16 protein-coding genes are annotated in these 17,743 nt (G+C 36.2%); 9 read left to right on the forward strand and 7 right to left on the reverse strand.

From position 1 onward, the window contains the following. A partial coding sequence (locus ABH966_RS08030; protein WP_370077363.1) for a hypothetical protein occupies positions 1–190 on the forward strand: 190 nt, incomplete at its 5' end. A gap of 616 nt (positions 191–806) precedes the next feature. After that, positions 807–1,658, forward strand: coding sequence for a CPBP family intramembrane glutamic endopeptidase (locus ABH966_RS08035; protein ID WP_370077364.1), 852 nt, complete (start codon positions 807–809; stop codon positions 1,656–1,658). A gap of 104 nt (positions 1,659–1,762) precedes the next feature. On the opposite strand, the gene ABH966_RS08040 is transcribed toward ABH966_RS08035, so the two are convergent. The 5 genes from ABH966_RS08040 to ABH966_RS08060 form a co-directional block, all read right to left on the reverse strand. After that, positions 1,763–2,458: a hypothetical protein gene (locus ABH966_RS08040; RefSeq protein ID WP_370077365.1), complete on the reverse strand. Its 696-nt coding sequence runs from the start codon at positions 2,456–2,458 to the stop codon at positions 1,763–1,765. 269 nt (positions 2,459–2,727) lie between these two features. After that, positions 2,728–4,389, reverse strand: coding sequence for a b(o/a)3-type cytochrome-c oxidase subunit 1 (locus ABH966_RS08045; protein WP_370077366.1), 1,662 nt, complete (start codon positions 4,387–4,389; stop codon positions 2,728–2,730). Continuing rightward, on the reverse strand, positions 4,376–4,867 hold the full coding sequence (locus tag ABH966_RS08050) for a cytochrome c oxidase subunit II (protein WP_370077367.1): 492 nt from the start codon (positions 4,865–4,867) through the stop codon (positions 4,376–4,378). The genes ABH966_RS08045 and ABH966_RS08050 overlap by 14 nt, the downstream gene beginning before the upstream one ends. A gap of 103 nt (positions 4,868–4,970) precedes the next feature. Next, positions 4,971–5,093 carry a hypothetical protein gene (locus ABH966_RS08055; protein WP_255505077.1) on the reverse strand — a complete coding sequence of 41 codons (123 nt, stop codon included), beginning with the start codon at positions 5,091–5,093 and terminating at the stop codon, positions 4,971–4,973. 358 nt (positions 5,094–5,451) lie between these two features. Then, complete coding sequence (locus ABH966_RS08060) at positions 5,452–5,907, reverse strand: chemotaxis protein CheX (RefSeq protein WP_370077368.1); 456 nt, start codon at positions 5,905–5,907, stop codon at positions 5,452–5,454. A 579-nt stretch (positions 5,908–6,486) separates the two neighbouring features. On the opposite strand from ABH966_RS08060, the gene ABH966_RS08065 reads away from it, so the two are divergent. Next, positions 6,487–7,101 (forward strand): pyroglutamyl-peptidase I, encoded by a 615-nt coding sequence (locus tag ABH966_RS08065; RefSeq protein WP_370077369.1) that lies wholly within the window; start codon positions 6,487–6,489, stop codon positions 7,099–7,101. A gap of 125 nt (positions 7,102–7,226) precedes the next feature. Here ABH966_RS08065 and ABH966_RS08070 read toward each other — a convergent pair whose 3' ends face one another. Both ABH966_RS08070 and ABH966_RS08075 read right to left on the reverse strand, forming a co-directional pair. Then, positions 7,227–7,547, reverse strand: a complete 321-nt coding sequence (locus ABH966_RS08070; protein WP_370077370.1) for a DUF4183 domain-containing protein — start codon at positions 7,545–7,547, stop codon at positions 7,227–7,229. 29 nt (positions 7,548–7,576) lie between these two features. Next, a complete protein-coding gene (locus tag ABH966_RS08075; RefSeq protein WP_370077371.1) occupies positions 7,577–7,996 on the reverse strand; it encodes a DUF4183 domain-containing protein in 420 nt (139 codons plus the stop codon). Positions 7,997–8,624: 628 nt separating this feature from the next. On the opposite strand from ABH966_RS08075, the gene ABH966_RS08080 reads away from it, so the two are divergent. The 6 genes from ABH966_RS08080 to ABH966_RS08105 all read left to right on the forward strand — a co-directional run bounded on the left by ABH966_RS08080 (position 8,625) and on the right by ABH966_RS08105 (position 17,718). Then, on the forward strand, positions 8,625–12,236 hold the full coding sequence (locus ABH966_RS08080) for a dynamin family protein (protein WP_370077372.1): 3,612 nt from the start codon (positions 8,625–8,627) through the stop codon (positions 12,234–12,236). A 10-nt stretch (positions 12,237–12,246) separates the two neighbouring features. Beyond that, positions 12,247–13,056, forward strand: coding sequence for a sulfurtransferase (locus ABH966_RS08085; protein WP_370077373.1), 810 nt, complete (start codon positions 12,247–12,249; stop codon positions 13,054–13,056). A gap of 214 nt (positions 13,057–13,270) precedes the next feature. Beyond that, positions 13,271–13,813: an RNA polymerase sigma factor gene (locus ABH966_RS08090; protein WP_370077374.1), complete on the forward strand. Its 543-nt coding sequence runs from the start codon at positions 13,271–13,273 to the stop codon at positions 13,811–13,813. Beyond that, the gene (locus ABH966_RS08095) at positions 13,803–14,984 is read left to right on the forward strand and encodes an anti-sigma factor family protein (protein WP_370077375.1); all 1,182 of its coding nucleotides are present in this window, start codon (positions 13,803–13,805) and stop codon (positions 14,982–14,984) included. The genes ABH966_RS08090 and ABH966_RS08095 overlap by 11 nt, the downstream gene beginning before the upstream one ends. A gap of 282 nt (positions 14,985–15,266) precedes the next feature. Continuing rightward, entirely contained in the window at positions 15,267–16,097 is an 831-nt protein-coding gene (locus tag ABH966_RS08100; protein ID WP_370077376.1) for an MBL fold metallo-hydrolase, read from the forward strand. A gap of 418 nt (positions 16,098–16,515) precedes the next feature. Further along, positions 16,516–17,718, forward strand: coding sequence for an NAD(P)-dependent malic enzyme (locus ABH966_RS08105; RefSeq protein WP_370077377.1), 1,203 nt, complete (start codon positions 16,516–16,518; stop codon positions 17,716–17,718). Positions 17,719–17,743 lie beyond the last annotated feature (25 nt).

Below are 17,743 nucleotides of genomic sequence, written 5' to 3' on the forward strand. Positions count from 1 at the left end.
GCGACTATCTCCTATAGGAAATCCAACAGATTCCCCAGTTGTCCGGATCAACTGGAAATTCTATCGGAAAGAGCTCTTACTACTAATATACGAGGAGGATAACTTTGAAAATAAAAAGGAATCAACTTTTTTATCACTATTATTCTGTCTGATTTTATTTCAAGTGGGGTGTAGCGAGGCGGCAAAATAACACGAACTGAAGCGAAAATGATAGCAAGTAATAACATGGAGTTAACACAATAAAGTTAATATTCTGAAAATTCAGGTAGTAGTGTTGTTTTCGGAGTATAATAAGCGTCTCTGTTCTTATTCAACCTTCTTCTTCAACTAACGGAGTGCTTTAGTTGAAGAAGAACCAGAAGCAACGTTAGGCGAAATGAAAATGTAAAACTCCTTTATTTTCAAGTTATTTCTCGTTTGTGAATGATAAATTGTCTAATCTATCTTTTTTAATGGCTGTTTTCGAAAAGATTGTTGCTATTCAACTCCCATGAAAGAACTTAATCATCTTTCATTTTCTGTGGTGTAGCGCTGGTTTTTGCGCTACATGGATGGCTAACGGGGCAGTTTAGTTGAACAAGGAGGTAATACCTCTGCTGTTTTAAACATATCTTAGTATGAGGGAGACATTTAACCTGAAATGTGGGTTTACGAGGTGTTATTGATCAAAAAACCAATATTATACCTATCAAAGTCTTTTATAATCGAGGGAGTGGTTTGTACTGAAACCTTTAACAGAATCAAAAAGTACCTCAAGAAATCTAAAAGAAATTTTAAAATCTCATCCATTAACTTCATTCTTTGTTATGGCATATTTATTTTCGTGGATTGTATTAATTCCATTTATCTTATCTCAATGGAATATCATCCCCAAAGCTAAAATTTTCGATGTTTTCTTTGGACTTAATGCTTTCGTTGGTCCTATGTTAGCTACATATATTATGATTCGGACTCTCGAAGGAAAAGGAGCTTGGAGAGTTATTACAAAAGGAATATGGAAACTTAAAGTAGGTTTAAAATGGTACTTCTTTGCACTTATCGTCATTCCTACTGTGATATATTTGGGATTTGTAATGTTAAACGGAGGGATTCCAAATTCTAAAGGGCTTACAACGCAATTTTACGCAACATACCCGATTTATCTTGTTGTAGTCTTCTTCTTTGGTGGCCCGTTTCCAGAAGAAATCGGTTGGCGTGGTTTTGCTTTACCTCGAATGCAATCTAAGTTTGGATCATTAAAAGCAACGCTATTGCTCGGAATTCTTTGGGCGTTTTGGCATTTACCTCATTTTTTAACCGCAGCACAAAGAAGAGGTCCGGGTTCAAACATTTCTCTTCTTTATTACGATTTACCTATTTTTATCGTGCTATGCCTAGCTGCTTCCATCATTTTAACTTGGGTGTTCAACTCCAAACAAGGAAATTTGTATATTGTTATTTTGGTTCACGCTAGTTTGAATACTTTTAGTTTTATACAACCTCATTTTACTAACCCGGCTTTGAAAGAATCTGATTTATCTGTTTGTCTAGGATTAGGTCTTTTCGCTTTGATAATTCTTATTTTTACAAAGGGTAAATTGGGATATAAGAAATCTTCTCCTGAAGTGGAATTAGGTAACCAAAAAAATCTTAAACAAACGAGCGCAATTGTTGAATAAACTTTACTTTTCTCTTCAACTATGGTGCTTTAGTTGAACAAAAAAGTAAAGGTAGCCTTGTTAAAACAATCTAACAAGGCTATTTTGGTATCTCAATTAACTTTCTATTTAAACTGCTCAAAATGATTAGCAACCCATCGCTTCTGATTTTCTGCAACATATTGTTCAACTGCTATCAATCTATTTACCAATTCTTCTTTTGTAAGCTGCATATACTTCTTTTTAGCGATGTTTACATCACGTTCAGGGGAAATCTTTCTTAATGTCGCTTCATCAAATATAGGTTCTTCTGTTCCTGACACCGAAGGCATTCTTGGTTTGCCATCTCGAACACCTTTTAATTCTTCTTTATAATTATGCAAGAAAGCTTGACCATCCATTAATGGATTGCTATGTGTATATTGTTTTAAATGAATCATAGACTTATAAAAGGATTTTAACGCTGATAAAAAACGGCTAATTGTGTTTGGGCTTTTATTTGTTAAACTTACCAAACGAAACGAATCTTTATCATGAACCTTACACTTCATTTCATGCCTCAAATATTCCTCAACAACTACTCGTATCTTTTCCTCTGAATCATTCCATTCCACTCGTTGCCCTTGATAATTACTTTCTTCCTCTAACCACTTGAAAAAGGGAAGTAAACATTTCAAATAAGAAGTTGCAGAACTCTTATCGATTCTCCCTACACAATCAAAGTAATAATCCGACAAGGGAAGGAACGGTTGGTTATCTCTAAATACCAATAATTCATATTTGCTTTCAATATGTTTTGGACAATACTCATACCAATACAATTACTAACACCTCCAAAAAAAAGAACGCCTGTTCTATATTAACTTTTTTTCTTGCAATTATAAATGTTAACCCTTTTATTAAATCCTAGTAGAAATGTTAAGCAAAATAAAAATGTACACTACTAAAATTGAATTTAGTAATGTACATTTTTATAACATATTTATATAATGTGCAACATTAAAACAAGTTATGATGTAAGAAATCATCATAACTTGTTTTTAATATTACAGAGTAGAGAAATCGCTTTTTATGAAGATGCAAGAGATTGTTACCAAAGCTTATAGCCTTTAGAGCCAGGAGGGGAATTAGAAATAATATCGATAATTGGAATAGTATAGGCAAATAAAATTAATGCTACTAAAATAACAAGCCATACTTTAAAGTTCTCTAAGATAGCTGGAGTAGTACCACCGTTTTCATGTACTTCACCAACTGGGAATTCCTCTTCGCCTTTTGGTGCAAACCATGCTAATTTCACCACAATATAAAGGATGATTAAGATAGCGATGAATAGTATCGTACCACCAACAGCTTGAGCGATTTGATAAGGAATCCAATCATAAGCTTGTTGAGCACCGCCATACTCAGAGTAATCAGATCGACGAGGTGCACCGATCAGACCAGCGATATGCATAGCGGAAGACATAATTGTCATACCAGTAGCCCATAAAATAGCTGCAAAATTACCAAGATTGTTCAAAGATTTAGTCAATGTACGACCTGTTAAATATGGAATTAACCAAAATGCCGCACCAAAATAAGTTAAAACGGCTGTTGTTGCAATCGTTAAATGGAAGTGCCCTGTAACCCAAATAGTATTATGGATTAATTGGTTCATTTGGTAAGAAGCATTAATGATACCGCCTGCGCCACCAGGAATAAATGCTAACATACCGATAAATGGCACGAAGAAACGAGCATCTTTCCATGGTAATTTTTTAAACCAACCGTAAAGCCCTTTCCCACCTAATTCACGACCACGTAATTCGAACATTGCAAACATCGAGAAGGCTGTCATTAAGGATGGTACGATTACCGCAAATGTTAAAACAACTTGTATGAATTTCCATGTGCCATCAATACCTGGCTCTGTTAATTGGTGATGGATCCCAACTGGTACAGAAAAAATTAAAAACAGCATAAATGACAGTCTTGCTAAAGAATCAGAGAAAATTTTCCCTCCAATAACTTTCGGAATAACGACATACCAAACCATGTATGCTGGTAATAACCAGAAGTATACGAGAGCATGACCGAAATACCAGAACAATGTACGGGATAGTGCTACATCAACACGTTCGATAAAGCCTAAGGACCATGGAAGTAACTGGAATAGAACAGAAACAGCTACACCTAGAGTTGCTACGAACCACATTAAATTATTGACAACAACCATAAATGATAATAATGGGCTTCGTTGTCCGCTACCTTTGTTTTCTTTACGCCACTGTGCATAACGTAAAACTTGACCTGCGCCGCCAACCCAAGAACCAACAACGACTAATGTAAGGCCTAAATAGAATATCCAGTGAGCTTTCAGTGGAGCATAGAACGTATATAAAACAGATGCTTCGTTCAGTAGAACCATTACTGCAGCTGCTGCTGTACCGATAGTCATTAACCAGAAGCCGATCCAGCCAAGGCGACGTTGACCATCTGAAAAAGTCCCTGACGTACGGCTAACACTAGCAATTTGGAAACCAAAAATAAAGAATGTTGTTAAAATAAGACCGAGTAAAACACCATGTACGGTTAAAACTTGATAGTAACCAATGCCTGCTGGTAATGTAAATTGACCAGAACGAACGAAAACTTGTAATAAACCTGCAAGACCCCCTAATAACAATGCGATGAATGCCACGTAAATATGTGCCATCGCTAGCTTCGCATCACGACGATCCACTTTCGTCAAATTATTATTTAGACTCATTTGGCTTCACCACCTTTAGCATAGAGTGCATCATCGTATGTCCTGTACCACAGTATTCATTACATACGATTAAAAACTCTCCTTCTTTATTTACTGTAGTTACATATTCAGAAATGTAACCTGGTTCAAGCATCATATTAATATTTGTACCTGCAACTTCAAAACCGTGCATTACATCTGCACTCGTTGCAATAAATTTCACTTTAGCTCCAAGTGGCACTTCAATTTCTGGAGGATTGTAGTTAAATGCTGAAGCTAAAACAACTACTTCGTAATCCCAATCTTTACCTTCTACTTTATGTACACCCGGGTTATCGAAGGGTGCAAATTCTTTTACTTTCTCATAATCTAGTGTTTTTTTACCATTGTTCGGATGTGAGCCTTGATGGAATGCACCGATGCCTAGAATGATAAGGAATGCTACTAAAGTAGCGACTCCGAACACAAGCCAATACTTCTCATACTTATGTAAGTGCATATGTCTCTGTCCTTTCTTAGTAGAATCAATTATGCCTCGGCATAATTGCGTGTCATCCGCCGGAGGCTTTAATTTCTTTCAGTGGAAACCCGCTGAAAGGAAGTTAAAAACGATTGATGAACAAATCGAAGCAGTACACCCAAAGCAAGATAATGATGATTCCTACTCCAAATACCGCATAGAGTGAACCTTTTAAATTTTCATCTGACTTTTTTTTATTTGCCATTTTTGCTCCTCCTACGCTTTTATTGTGTCTTTCTTATTGCCATGATATATAAATAAATTTCTTTTTGATGTGAAAAAAATCACACATCTTGGCGAAAAATGTGAAAAAAATGTGAAAAATTGAGGAGGGAATAAAAAATAGCTACCTCAATAGTCATTGAGATAGCCACTTATTGGTTAGAATTAGAGGAATTATTATTAAAAACTCTTATTTTTCGAAAAATTTTACTAATTGAAATTTGTACTTGAGCCTAATGGAGCATCCATTGTTAATTATAGAGAATGATAAAGCATGGTCATAAATGTTTAATGTATTGGCATAGGATATATCATTTGGAACAGTTCGATATTCTAGTACTCTATTCTCCTTCAATTGTTAAAAGAACTGTCAGCGGACCAACGTTTGGAATTGTAACAGGGAGTACAAATGCCTTTTCAAAGCCGTATAACTTTGTGTTGCCAACCATCACTGTTGGCGGTGTGATATCAATTTCTAAGCTTTCTTGTCCTACAGTAGTGCATAAATTTCCTGCAATCATATTTCCGAATTCCCCTGTAAAGGATTCCAACATTTCTCCTTCAAGAGGCATACCAAACATTGTATTGCCGATGCCACTAAAAATTTCAGGAGAGGAATCAATGATTACACGGCCCTTTAAATCTCCTATTAAACCAATTAAAACACCCATTTGCTGTTGTTGAAATGGTTCAGAAATAATACTAGGTGTTTTCACCTCTATATCCATAGGTAGGATCGATTTTAAAGCGTGAATTGTCCCGTTTAAAATAGTTTGAAAGTACTTCGAATTACTCATCATTACCGCATCCTTTTTCCGACTTTTCTACATCTTACCATGTTAAATGGGTAAGATGAAAGTATGTCTTGACGAATTAATGGGAAATTTATATTATATTAATGAGAATGATTTTCAAAATCAATAAATGGACGTTAAAGTCTTTTCGAATAAAAATTTTTATATAAAAAGGAGCGGTCAGCGATGACATTTGTATTTATTGGAGCGGCAGTGGTTATCTATATTGGAGTGGGAACACACGTCATGAAACAGACGACTGCACATTTAAAATAATAGAATTTCAATTTTTTATACAGATAGAGCATGGTCCGAGTAATTTTGAGACCATGCTTTTTTTGAATAATATTTATCTTTAATCCTTTCAATGTAATAAAAAGAAAAGGATTATTTGTTTTTTTCTGAAATATATTGTAAATGAGAATAGTATTTTTGTAGAATTAAACAAAACCGTATATCAATACAAATAGGGTAAGTGATTCATTCGTTTAATCAGTAATCATTAAGGTTACAGTATCAGCTACCAGTAAATAAAAATGGATGGACGATACAGCGACGTCCTAGAGAAATTAGGTGAAGACAATGACAAAAATATTATTAACAGGATTTGTACCATTTCTTGAGTATAAAATTAATCCTACAATGCAAATTGTAGAAAATTTACATGGAGAAGTGATGGATGGCTATGAAATTGTAGGACGCATTCTGTCTGTGGATTTTCAGCAATCTGCTCAGCAACTGAAACAATATATTGCCGAGATACAACCACAAATCATTATTTCCTTAGGATTAGCTGGAGGACGTTTTAAAATAACGCCAGAGCGAATTGCGATTAATATTAAAGATGGTGAAGCGGATAACAATGGTTATACACCAGCAGATGAAAGCATTTATGATGGTGGTGAAGACGCGTATATAACGAATTTACCTATTAGAAATATGGTGAATAGATTAGGCAAAGAAGGGTATCCAGCAGAAATATCAAATACCGCGGGTACTTATTTATGCAACAATATTATGTATGAGGGGCTAGTTTACGCAAAGCAACATAAAGGGGTCCGCGCTGGATTTATTCATATTCCTGCATCATTTGATTTGGCGATTCAGCATGGGAAAATACCGGGATGGAATATTCAAGATTTAATAACTTCTATTAGGCTTTGTATCGAGGAGACAATTCGTACAACGAATGTTTGATTTTCCTCATACGATGTGAATTAGCCAACACACAAATCGTTTTGTATTTATGGATGCCCTAAAATATTTTAAGGCATCCATTTTTTTATTTATGAAACAAAGTATCTTTGATTTACTTAAGGCGATTAAAGTGTAGTCACTAATTCAACAGCCTCAACAATAATTGGTGTTCCTGCTGGTAAAGTGCCTGTAACAGTATGGAATGTTAATTCTGTTGCAGAAACTGAGTAAGAACCACCTTCCTGAAGCACCCCATTTATATATAAATTATGGTACCCATTTGTTACGATTGGGAAAGTAGTTGCAGCAGAACCGCTATCATTTAAAAAGGTAGTAGAGGCAACCGTTGTACCATCAGAGATCGTTAAGGGTGCAGCTAAAACATTGAAAAATCTAGCCGAAGTACCTGTAACATTGACATGAATATTAATAATAGAAAGTGCCACTTATTTTCACCCCCTTTCAGGTATGTTACTTACATTGTAGAAAATCCTAATGATTCTATGATGATTGGAGTACCTTTATAAATTGTTGAATTATCAGGACTTAAAGTTAAGGAGGTTGGAGTTATAGTGTAAATTCCACCTTCCTGCATTACGGCATTGATGTAAAGATTAACGTAGCCATTCGGATTAAAAATCTTAAATTCAATTGCTGTGTTCCCATCATCACCCCAAAATTGACTAGCAAATAGAGTCGCCCCATTCGTTAAATTAATATCTGATGTAGCAATATAGAAATATCTATTTACTGTTGGAATGATATTCCCATTAGGTTCAATGACTGGAGGAGGGTCTACCGGAGGAAGAGTACTAGCTTTTATACGAGGCCAAATAAACCGATCTTCACACCCACATTTTTGCTCGAGTTTTTGGTGATTCCTAAAGTTCACCATTTTTTTATCACCCCATTTAATTATTTTTTCCCCAAGTTCACTTTGTAATTTTCACTATTATTAGTACTGCAATCACACATTAAACTTTTTTAAAACTTAATTTGCCTTAACTTAAAATATGAAGAAAATTATAAATTGCTTAGTTGTGCAACCATTTTGAAATAGAAATTAGTAGTTTTTTTAAAAATATTGGCCCATCACTACAAATTGAGAATGACATTTTGTTAAAACGTATGAAATCAACCCCACGTTTTGATAGTGAGCCTGGATAAAGCATTTTTTTGGTTAAACAGGGCGATATGGATGAATATGGCGTCTGAAACCTTTATATATATGCTTTTCAAAGTAAATTAGTGTTATACTTTGTTTGTCGAATAAGGTAGAATACTATTTATGACTATCTTCATTCAGAAAAACTACCACCTCTAAAGTGGTAAGATGAATCAGGATATAGTTCCTTTCTAAACAGTACTGAATGAAGATTAAGCCTCCGGCGGATGTCACGGATTTTTAAAGGAGTGAATTGTGCTCGCACAATTCAAAATCCGGACGCATTGTTTATCTGTGCGACAGCGGCAATTACGCCAAGGCGAAATTGATTAATATAAATAAAGGGGTTACTGGTTTTATGAATGATTTTGAACAACAGTTGGAGGCGCTATTAAAGCAAGCGTCGTTACAATACATAATTTATCAGCATAATGGTGATACAGAGCGTATGGATAAGACATCACTTTTTGCACGTAAAATACAGCAAAAAGAATATGTTATCGGCTTTGCTGGTCATTTCTCTGCTGGTAAGTCGAGTATGATTAACGCGCTATCAGGTGAAGATTTACTTGCGTCAAGTCCTATTCCAACGAGTGCCAATATCGTCAAAGTCCATAAATCAGATGAAGACTTTGCGATTGTCTATATGCACAATGAAAAACCTGTAAAATTTGAAGCAGGTTATGATTTTAAAACAGTGAAAGAGCTTAGTAAAAATGGGGATCTAGTGTCTCAAATTGAAATTGGTCATAGTACATCGACATTACCATTAGGCGTCACAGTTATGGATACGCCAGGTGTCGACTCAACAGATGATGCACACCGTATGTCAACAGAGTCAGCCCTTCATATTGCTGATATCGTATTTTATACAATGGACTACAATCACGTGCAATCAGAATTGAATTTTCAATTTACAAAGCAATTAATGAAGTACAATCCAAACGTTTATTTAATTGTAAACATGATTGATAAGCATAATGAAAATGAATTAAGCTTTGAGGAATTTAAGGCAACAGTTCACAATTCCTTTGCGGCTTGGGGTGTAGTACCAAAAGGTGTATTTTTCACTTCATTAAGAGAGCCTGAGCACCCTTATAACGATTTTAAAGCTGTTAAGAAAATTGTTATGGATAGTATGAATGATTGGCAGGATCAACTTGTAAAGACAGCATCAAATACGCTGCGTTTATTACAAAGTGAGCACGACACTTATTTAACAGAAGAAAGAGAAGATCGTTTAGACATCGATGAAGATGTATTAAGTGCCGATGACTGGGCAAACCATAAAGATATTTTAGAGCAATACAATAAGCTAAATCGTCAAGTTGAATTGTTCTCGATTGAAGCATGGAATGAAACGTTCGAGGACCAACGTAAAGAACTTCTTGCGAATGCTGCCATTATGCCAGCTGATTTACGCGATAAATTACGTCTGTATTTAGAGAGTCAGCAGGATGGTTTCAAGGTAGGGGGCTTATTTACTGCTAAGAAAAAAACAGAGGAAGAGCGTAACCGCCGTAAAGAGGATGCCTATAGTGCCTATCAAAATGTTGTGCATGCACAGATTACTGGACATTTAAAAGGGCTAATGAAAAAGGTGTTAAAGGATGTTAGTGCATTAAATGAAGAACGTGCTACCGCTATTGATGCCTACGCCTTTGAATTACCATTCTCTCTTATTGAGCAGCAGGTACAAGCTGGTGCCATATTAACTGGAGATGCCGTATTAAACTTCGCTAACCGTGTAGCAGAGGCAACAAAACGCTACTTCATCCAGGAAACAGATAATTGGAAGGATGCACAAGCAACAACTTTAGAAGCAGTGGCTACTGAAACAGCTGCTCCATCTAAATTAAAAATGGCTGGGATGCAAGCGAAAGTTGATGCTATTCAGGCAGTGCTTGAAATCGAGGGCTATCAGCAATATAGTGCAAGTATTATGCACCAGGCAAGCAATGAAATACGTCAGCTAGCAAATCAACAGCTTACAAATTGGGATCAAGCCTTTAAGCGAGATTTAGCAGATATTCGATTGTTTGATGAATCGATGTTAAAGCCAAAAGAAGAAGCATTACAACAGGAAGAGGCACAGCAAGCAGTTAGCGCAACTAGCCTTCCTATTGAAGGTGTAGTGAAGCGTGCACTTCATACGGCAAACTCGGTAAAAGATGTACAAGGCTTTGCGGAAGTAGCAACTTACTTAGAAAATAAAGTAGAACGATTACAGAAAAAAGATTTCACAATCGCGCTTTTCGGTGCATTTAGTGCAGGGAAATCTTCGTTCTCTAATGCGTTAATGGGTGCTAAAGTTTTACCTGTATCACCAAACCCTACAACAGCGGCTATTAATAAAATTCGTCCTGTGACACCAGAGCATCCGCATGAAACAGCAGATGTACTATTAAAAACAGCTGACCAAATGCTAGAGGATATTCAAGCTTCATATGCAGCAGTTGGATTATCAGTTTCTTCTTTAGAAGAGGCATTTAATCGTGCAGATGAAGGACTTGCGGTACAGCTATCGGACGAACGCCTAAATGTGCATAAATCATTTATTCGTGCATATAAAGAAGGGTTCCCAACATTTAAGTCTGAGCTTGGAAAAGTATTACGTGTTAACCGTGAAGAGTTCGAAAAATTTGTTGCGCAAGAAAATAAATCATGCTTTGTCGATAATATTGATTTCTATTATGATAGTCCGTTAACACGCATGGGTGTGACACTTGTTGACACACCAGGAGCAGATTCTATTAATGCGCGTCATACAGGTGTTGCGTTTGAATATATTCGTAATGCTGATGCAATCTTGTTTATTACTTATTATAATCATGCTTTTGCTAAAGCTGACCGTGAGTTTTTAATTCAGCTAGGGCGTGTGAAGGATGCCTTCGAACTTGATAAAATGTTCTTTATCGTCAATGCGATTGATTTAGCGACAACAGAAGAAGAGCAGGAAGATGTAAAAGGTTATGTGCGTTCAGAGCTACAACGCTTTGGCATTCGCTTCCCTCGACTTTACGGTGTGTCGAGCTTATTGGCATTAAAGGAAAAAGTAGAGGGTGCTGATTTAACATCAGGTATGCCACCTTTCGAAGATGCCTTCCACACATTCTTAAATGATGAATTAAGTGCATTGGCTGTTCAGGCACTTGCAGAGGAAGTCGATAAAACGGAACAACGTTTAGGTGACTTAATAGCGCAGACAGAAGAGAACTTAAAGCGTAAGGATGAGCGTTTAGAGGAATTAACAACTCTTGAACAGCATATAACATCGAAGTTTAATACGCTTAATACAAGCATGTTAGAAAGTGAAACGAAGCAAGAGCTTGATGAATTATTGTATTATGTTCTTCAGCGTGTGTATTATCGTTACCCAGAGTTCTTTAAGGAAGGCTACAATCCTTCAACATTTTCAGCAATGCCAGCTCAGCAAGCATTAGAGCATGCTTTAAAAGAAGTAATGCAAAGTTTACGTTTTGACTTTACACAAGAAATGCGTGTAACAAACTTCCGTTTATCACAGTTTATTAGTAAGAAGATGCAATTACGCTTTAAAGATGAAGTACGTGAGCTGAAAGAATTAAACCGTAGCTTCTCATTCTTAGCGTTTGAATCTTCTGAGCCAGATTTACTTGATTTTGAAGGACCATTTACAGATATTGTGAAATATTCAGGTGTTAAATCACACTTCCGCAATCAAAAGGCATTCTTTGAGAAGAATGAAAAAGTGAAGCTAAGTGAGGCGCTTGAAGTATTAACAAAACCAGATGCGCAAAACTATTTAGATTCACAGAAAGTATCCCTCATGACATGGGCTATTACCTATATTGCTGAGGAAGCAGAGAAATTACGTCTGCATATTTACCATCAGGCACTTGAACAAATTGCAACAGAAAGACTTGCACTTCAGGAAGAAAGTCGTTTAGCTTCTTGGAAAGCTATTTACGAACAATTACAATACGCATGAGGTGATTCATTTGGGAAAAGTATTCAAATCAGTTGAGGAAATTCAGTTAGATGGAGTCCGTTTCTTAGATGCCCGCTTTGATTTACAAAACAAAGAGGCGGGGAATAAAATATTTGAAGAGGGACACGCACCAGGAGCGATTTATATCGATCTAGAGCAGGATCTATCAGATATGGGGTCTAGCGATGGCCGCCATCCTATGCCAAGTAAGGAAAAGCTATCGGCAGTATTTCAAGGATTAGGATTAAATTATGAAGATCAAATTGTCGTTTACGATCAAGGGGCAGCGCCATTTGCACCACGTGCTTGGTGGATGCTGACATATGCAGGCTTTCCAAATGTAGTGATTGTGAATGGTGGTGCACCTGCGCTCGAGGAAAAAATATCTTTCACAAAAGACATTATAAAATATCCACCGACTACGATTGAATTTGTTTGGCGAGATGAGCTATATGCTCCACGTGAAGCAGTTAAAGCTATTGTAGATGGAGAAGTCAATGCGACGTTGCTAGATGCACGTGCCGCAGCTCGCTACCGTGGTGACGTGGAGCCTCTTGATATGGTAGCTGGGCATATTCCAACAGCAAAAAACTTTGACTGGGAACAATTAAAGTCAGATGGTCGTCTACAAGCCAATGATGAGTTACGCAGCAAGGTTGCACAAGACGAGCACGTTGTTGTATATTGTGGCAGCGGTGTTACAGCATCACCATTGTATGCAGTACTAGCAGATGAAGGTTATGAAAATATTCAACTGTATGTAGGCAGCTTTAGTGACTGGATTACACAATATGATGTAGAAAAAGGAACAAATGAATAAATGATTGAGGAAGAAACGCTCACTTTGGTGGGCGTTTTTTTCTTGGAGTGAGGGCAAGAGAAGGTTTAATTGCTTTAAATGTAAGCAGACTCAAACATTTCAGAGAGAGCTTGTTTGAATAACAAATCCTAAATTCGAAATTAGAGAAAAAATATAGGGAAAATTTGAGAGGAAATGCAATTTTTATCGTTATAGTAGTAGGGAGGTGAAACAAATGGAGATGGATGAAGTAATCACACGAGTAAAGAACGGTGAAAGTCATCATTTTGCACATATTGTAAAACATTATGAGCAGAAAGTTTTTATCACTGTCATAAGAATAGTAAAAAATCAGTCGGTAGCTGAAGATATCGTACAAGATATTTTTATAAAAGTATTTTATAGCTTACATAAGTATAAAAAAACGGGCTCATTTAATGCGTGGCTATACCGAATTGTAGTCAATAATTGTTTCGATTATTTACGGGTTCATAAGTTACAAACGATACGAATCGACAGTGATGTAATGGATAATCGTTTTCCTGAAAAAATATTGTTGTTACATGAAAGAAATGAGCAGTTAGAAAAGCTTCTTCAACAGTTGGATGAAACAGAGTACATGGTATTGTTACTGAAATATGTAAATGAGCTAAGCTACGATGAAATAAGCGAAGTGCTTCAAATTTCTTTAAATGATGTTCGAAATAAGTTACACCGAAGTAAAAGAAAGCTTAGGTCAATCACAATGACAAAAGGAGGTTATTTTTATGAAATGTGATTCGAATTTGCTGGAAGATTATGTAGAAGGTTTTTTAGATGAGATTGAACAAAAGAAAATGGAAGCTCATTTGCAATTCTGTGAAAATTGTCAACGTGAATATGAGCAATTAGTAAATGAACAAAAAACATTATTTGCACAGCTCAATAAGCCAATGATGACACATAGCCAAGGTGATGCTATTATGCAACGTATTCAAACGAATACAAAGCGTAAAAAATCTTGGTATTCTTTAAAAATTACTGTAATCAGTGCAGCTATTATTATGCTAAGTTTTGCGTTTTATTATTGGAATCGTCCACCGATTGAAGTGGCACAGCCGATTGATGAGCCAACACATTTAGTAGAAACGAATAGTAGCGAGCAGGAAGAACATTTAGATGGTGAACAAGTCTTAAATTATAATGAGCCATTCTTGGATGTTTCTATTGATAAAGTTGTCGGAAATGGGGAAAACATTGATATTCAATATCGAGTTAAATTTAAAGAACAATACCAGCGAGATCAAGATAATATATATAAACATCATTTAAATAAATACCAATATATAGAAGTGGCGAACATGCCGAAATTTGACAATGCACAAGATGACTTTTTCGGTAAAGTAACAACAGACGTCCGATTTGAAATCCGAGATGAAGCAGGAAAATTAATTTTAACTACTAGACGTGATGGACGTACTGGCGAACAACCAATGATTACAGACTTTTCAGGTCCTAGTGGTTTCGACACAGATGTATTGGGCGAAATGGTATACACGATATCCGTCCCAAAGTATACTAACCCAGCAACGTTTGAAGTGTTTCAAATGGAAGCATCTGCGTTCGATTTATTTGAGACGGAAGTGAATACAAAACAATTACAGCCATTCAAATTGAATAACGTAACATATACAATTGATTCATTAGAAATCAAACAAGGTACATTACATTTACAAATTTCTACGGAAGGTGATCAAAAAGTTCGTGCAGCTGGTTGGGAGATGGTCATTAACGATCGTTTAATTATTTCTAACCGGACAAATGTAAATTATTCTGAGCGAACAAATAATCGTACCGTTTACAAATTACAGTTTGAGAATTTCGAACAAATCCCAGCTAATTTAAAATTAGTGCCGTCTACTGTAAGGATTAAAAAACAAATTGATCCAATTGTTTTGGATTTACACTAACAAAAAAGCCCTCGAGTGTTTAAACGACAGTCTAGTAATTTGATAAGATTTTAAAAATGTAATTGTGATTGTACTTATATCTAGCTAAGAATATGTGTATAAAACCATGCATTTTTTGAATTCGGGCTTCCCTTTAAAATTATAATCTCTCTATTAATAAAAGGGGCTGTTTTGATAGTAATCGTCAACTTACGATTCCTTTTCCATTTGCGTAGCATTTATTCATAAAATGACTGATTATTCATTTTATGCTACACTCTTTTTACAAAGGGGGGGGAAAGGATGTTTGAACGAGAGAAAAGTATAGAGATTCAACAAAATCGTGATGTGAAATGCGCTCACGGTAAAGTGACAGTTCAGGGGATAGGAATGAGTGTTTATAGCTTTTTTGTAGATGGCTTACTAATTGATACAGGCTCATATTCACTTTCACAGGAGTTCCAATCCTTTTTTAACGAAATACCGATTGAACAATTGGCGCTCACTCATTCGCATGAGGATCACTCAGGAAATGCAGCATGGATTCAGCAACATAAGGGTGTACCTATCTATGTTCACCGTGATTCGGTAAGTCTTTGTGCAAAGGATGGAGAGTATCCATTTTATCGACAGGCATTATGGGGGGAGCGACCAGCGTTTATTGCCCAACCAATAAGCAATACATTGCAAACGAAATCAGCTACATTGGACGTTATCGAAACACCAGGGCATACGACAGATCATGTATCATTTTACAATCGAGAAACTGGTGCTATGTTTACAGGAGATTTGTATATACAGACGAAAACTAAGGTTGTCCTTGATGAAGAAAATATCGTACATACCTTGGCGTCTTTGAAGAAAATATTAAACTATGATTTCGAAGAAGTTTATTGCTGTCATGCAGGCTTTATAGCGGATGGTCGAACGAAAATACAAGAAAAAATTGCTTATTTAGAAGATATGGAGAGTAATATAAGGCAGTTGTTTCTTAAAGGTTATTTAGTTGATGAAATTACAAAAGCTATCTTTTCTCGTGATTATCCGATTACAAAAGTATCAGGAGAACAGTGGTCTTCCAAACATATTATCACTGCTTTTATAAATCAATTTACGCATGAGTCCTTAAAATAAGGGCTCTTTTTTTGCTAATCGAGGGATTCAGTAAGGAAAAAAAGAATACTTGAGGATGCATAATAAAAAACTTTGTGAAAAAATGTGAAGAAAATGTGACGGAACCAGATGGAACAATGGATACGCTTACATTAGTTTGTGAAAAATTTCTCATTTACACAAGAAAAATACTATGTGAAAAGTTGAACAGGCTTAATGGCGGTATTTGTACATTTTTAATAAAGCTAATCGATGCGAATATTATATTATAATAATTGATTGTGAAGTTAAGAACAAAGCATAAAATTAGCGGAGATGAGAATAGATAGCGCTATTTAGATGAAAAACTAAAATTGACAGAAAATTCGTTGACTTTACTTTCACAAAGTATTATGATTCTGAAATATATAATAATTTGAAAAGAAAAGGATGGGATTGAATGGACATTATGAAAAAGGCTTTAGAAATGCACGAGTATTATAGCGGGAAATTAGAGGTGATTTCTAAGGTGCCTGTGCAAGATTCATATGATTTAAGTCTTGCGTATTCGCCAGGGGTAGCTGCGCCTTGTGTAGAGATTGAGAGAAATCCATCACTTGTTTACGACTATACAATGAAAGGTAACATGGTGGCAGTTGTTTCAGATGGAACGGCGGTATTAGGGTTAGGGGATATTGGTCCGAAGGCAGCATTACCAGTAATGGAGGGGAAGGCTATTTTATTAAAGCGTTTTGCCAATGTTGATGCTTTTCCTATTTGTTTAGATACGAAGAATACGGATGAAATCGTCAGCATTGTGAAGGCGCTTGCTCCTACTTTTGGTGCTGTAAATTTAGAAGATATTTCAGCCCCAAGATGCTTTGAAATTGAAGATCGTCTGCGCCAAGAATGTGATATTCCCGTATTCCATGATGATCAGCATGGAACGGCGATTGTAGTAGGTGCAGGGATGATTAATGCCAATCGTATTGTGAAGAAAGATGTGGCAACGATGAAGGTCGTAATTAATGGTGCAGGAGCAGCGGGTATTGCTATTTTACGTATTCTTGTGCAAATGGGCTATAAAAATATTTATATGTGCGATACAAAAGGCCTCATTTATGAAGGTCGCGCTGAAGGTATGAATCCAATTAAAGAAACAGTGGCACATTTAACAAATCCTGGAAAAATACATGGGACATTGGAAGATGCCATTAAAGGTGCTGATGTCTTTATCGGCGTATCGGTTGCTAATTTATTAACAGAAGCACATATTGCTTCAATGAATGATGATCCAGTCGTGTTTGCACTAGCAAATCCAAATCCTGAAATTACGTATGAAAATGCTAAAGCATGGGGTGTACGTATTATGGGAACAGGACGCTCCGATTATCCAAATCAAATTAACAATGTGCTTGCTTTCCCTGGTATTTTCCGTGGGGCATTGGATGTTCGAGCAACAGATATTAATGAGGCTATGAAAATAGCTGCAGTGGAAGCGATAGCCGCTCTTGTAAGTGATGAGGAATTAACGGAGGAATATATTGTACCTAAATCATTAGATGAGCGGGTTGTTGAAATTGTTTCCCAAGCTGTAAGTGGAGCAGCTGTTGAGTCTGGTGTGTCGGAGCTATTCCAACAAAATACAGTGCTTTCAGTTTAATGTGAAAAAATCTCCCACTCTCATA

Origin of the sequence: Lysinibacillus sp. RC46, assembly GCF_041262385.1 — a bacterium.
GTDB lineage: Bacteria > Bacillota > Bacilli > Bacillales_A > Planococcaceae > Lysinibacillus.

Excerpts from the sequence above, each read along its gene's own strand:
- ABH966_RS08075 (WP_370077371.1), bottom strand. The coding sequence starts at position 7,996 with ATGGTGAACTTTAGGAATCACCAAAAACTCGAGCAAAAATGTGGGTGT.
- ABH966_RS08100 (WP_370077376.1), top strand. The coding sequence starts at position 15,267 with ATGTTTGAACGAGAGAAAAGTATAGAGATTCAACAAAATCGTGATGTG.
- ABH966_RS08095 (WP_370077375.1), top strand. The coding sequence starts at position 13,803 with ATGAAATGTGATTCGAATTTGCTGGAAGATTATGTAGAAGGTTTTTTA.
- ABH966_RS08105 (WP_370077377.1), top strand. The coding sequence starts at position 16,516 with ATGGACATTATGAAAAAGGCTTTAGAAATGCACGAGTATTATAGCGGG.
- ABH966_RS08045 (WP_370077366.1), bottom strand. The coding sequence starts at position 4,389 with ATGAGTCTAAATAATAATTTGACGAAAGTGGATCGTCGTGATGCGAAG.
- ABH966_RS08065 (WP_370077369.1), top strand. The coding sequence starts at position 6,487 with ATGACAAAAATATTATTAACAGGATTTGTACCATTTCTTGAGTATAAA.
- ABH966_RS08035 (WP_370077364.1), top strand. The coding sequence starts at position 807 with ATGGCATATTTATTTTCGTGGATTGTATTAATTCCATTTATCTTATCT.
- ABH966_RS08080 (WP_370077372.1), top strand. The coding sequence starts at position 8,625 with ATGAATGATTTTGAACAACAGTTGGAGGCGCTATTAAAGCAAGCGTCG.
- ABH966_RS08060 (WP_370077368.1), bottom strand. The coding sequence starts at position 5,907 with ATGAGTAATTCGAAGTACTTTCAAACTATTTTAAACGGGACAATTCAC.
- ABH966_RS08055 (WP_255505077.1), bottom strand. The coding sequence starts at position 5,093 with ATGGCAAATAAAAAAAAGTCAGATGAAAATTTAAAAGGTTCACTCTAT.
- ABH966_RS08090 (WP_370077374.1), top strand. The coding sequence starts at position 13,271 with ATGGAGATGGATGAAGTAATCACACGAGTAAAGAACGGTGAAAGTCAT.
- ABH966_RS08050 (WP_370077367.1), bottom strand. The coding sequence starts at position 4,867 with ATGCACTTACATAAGTATGAGAAGTATTGGCTTGTGTTCGGAGTCGCT.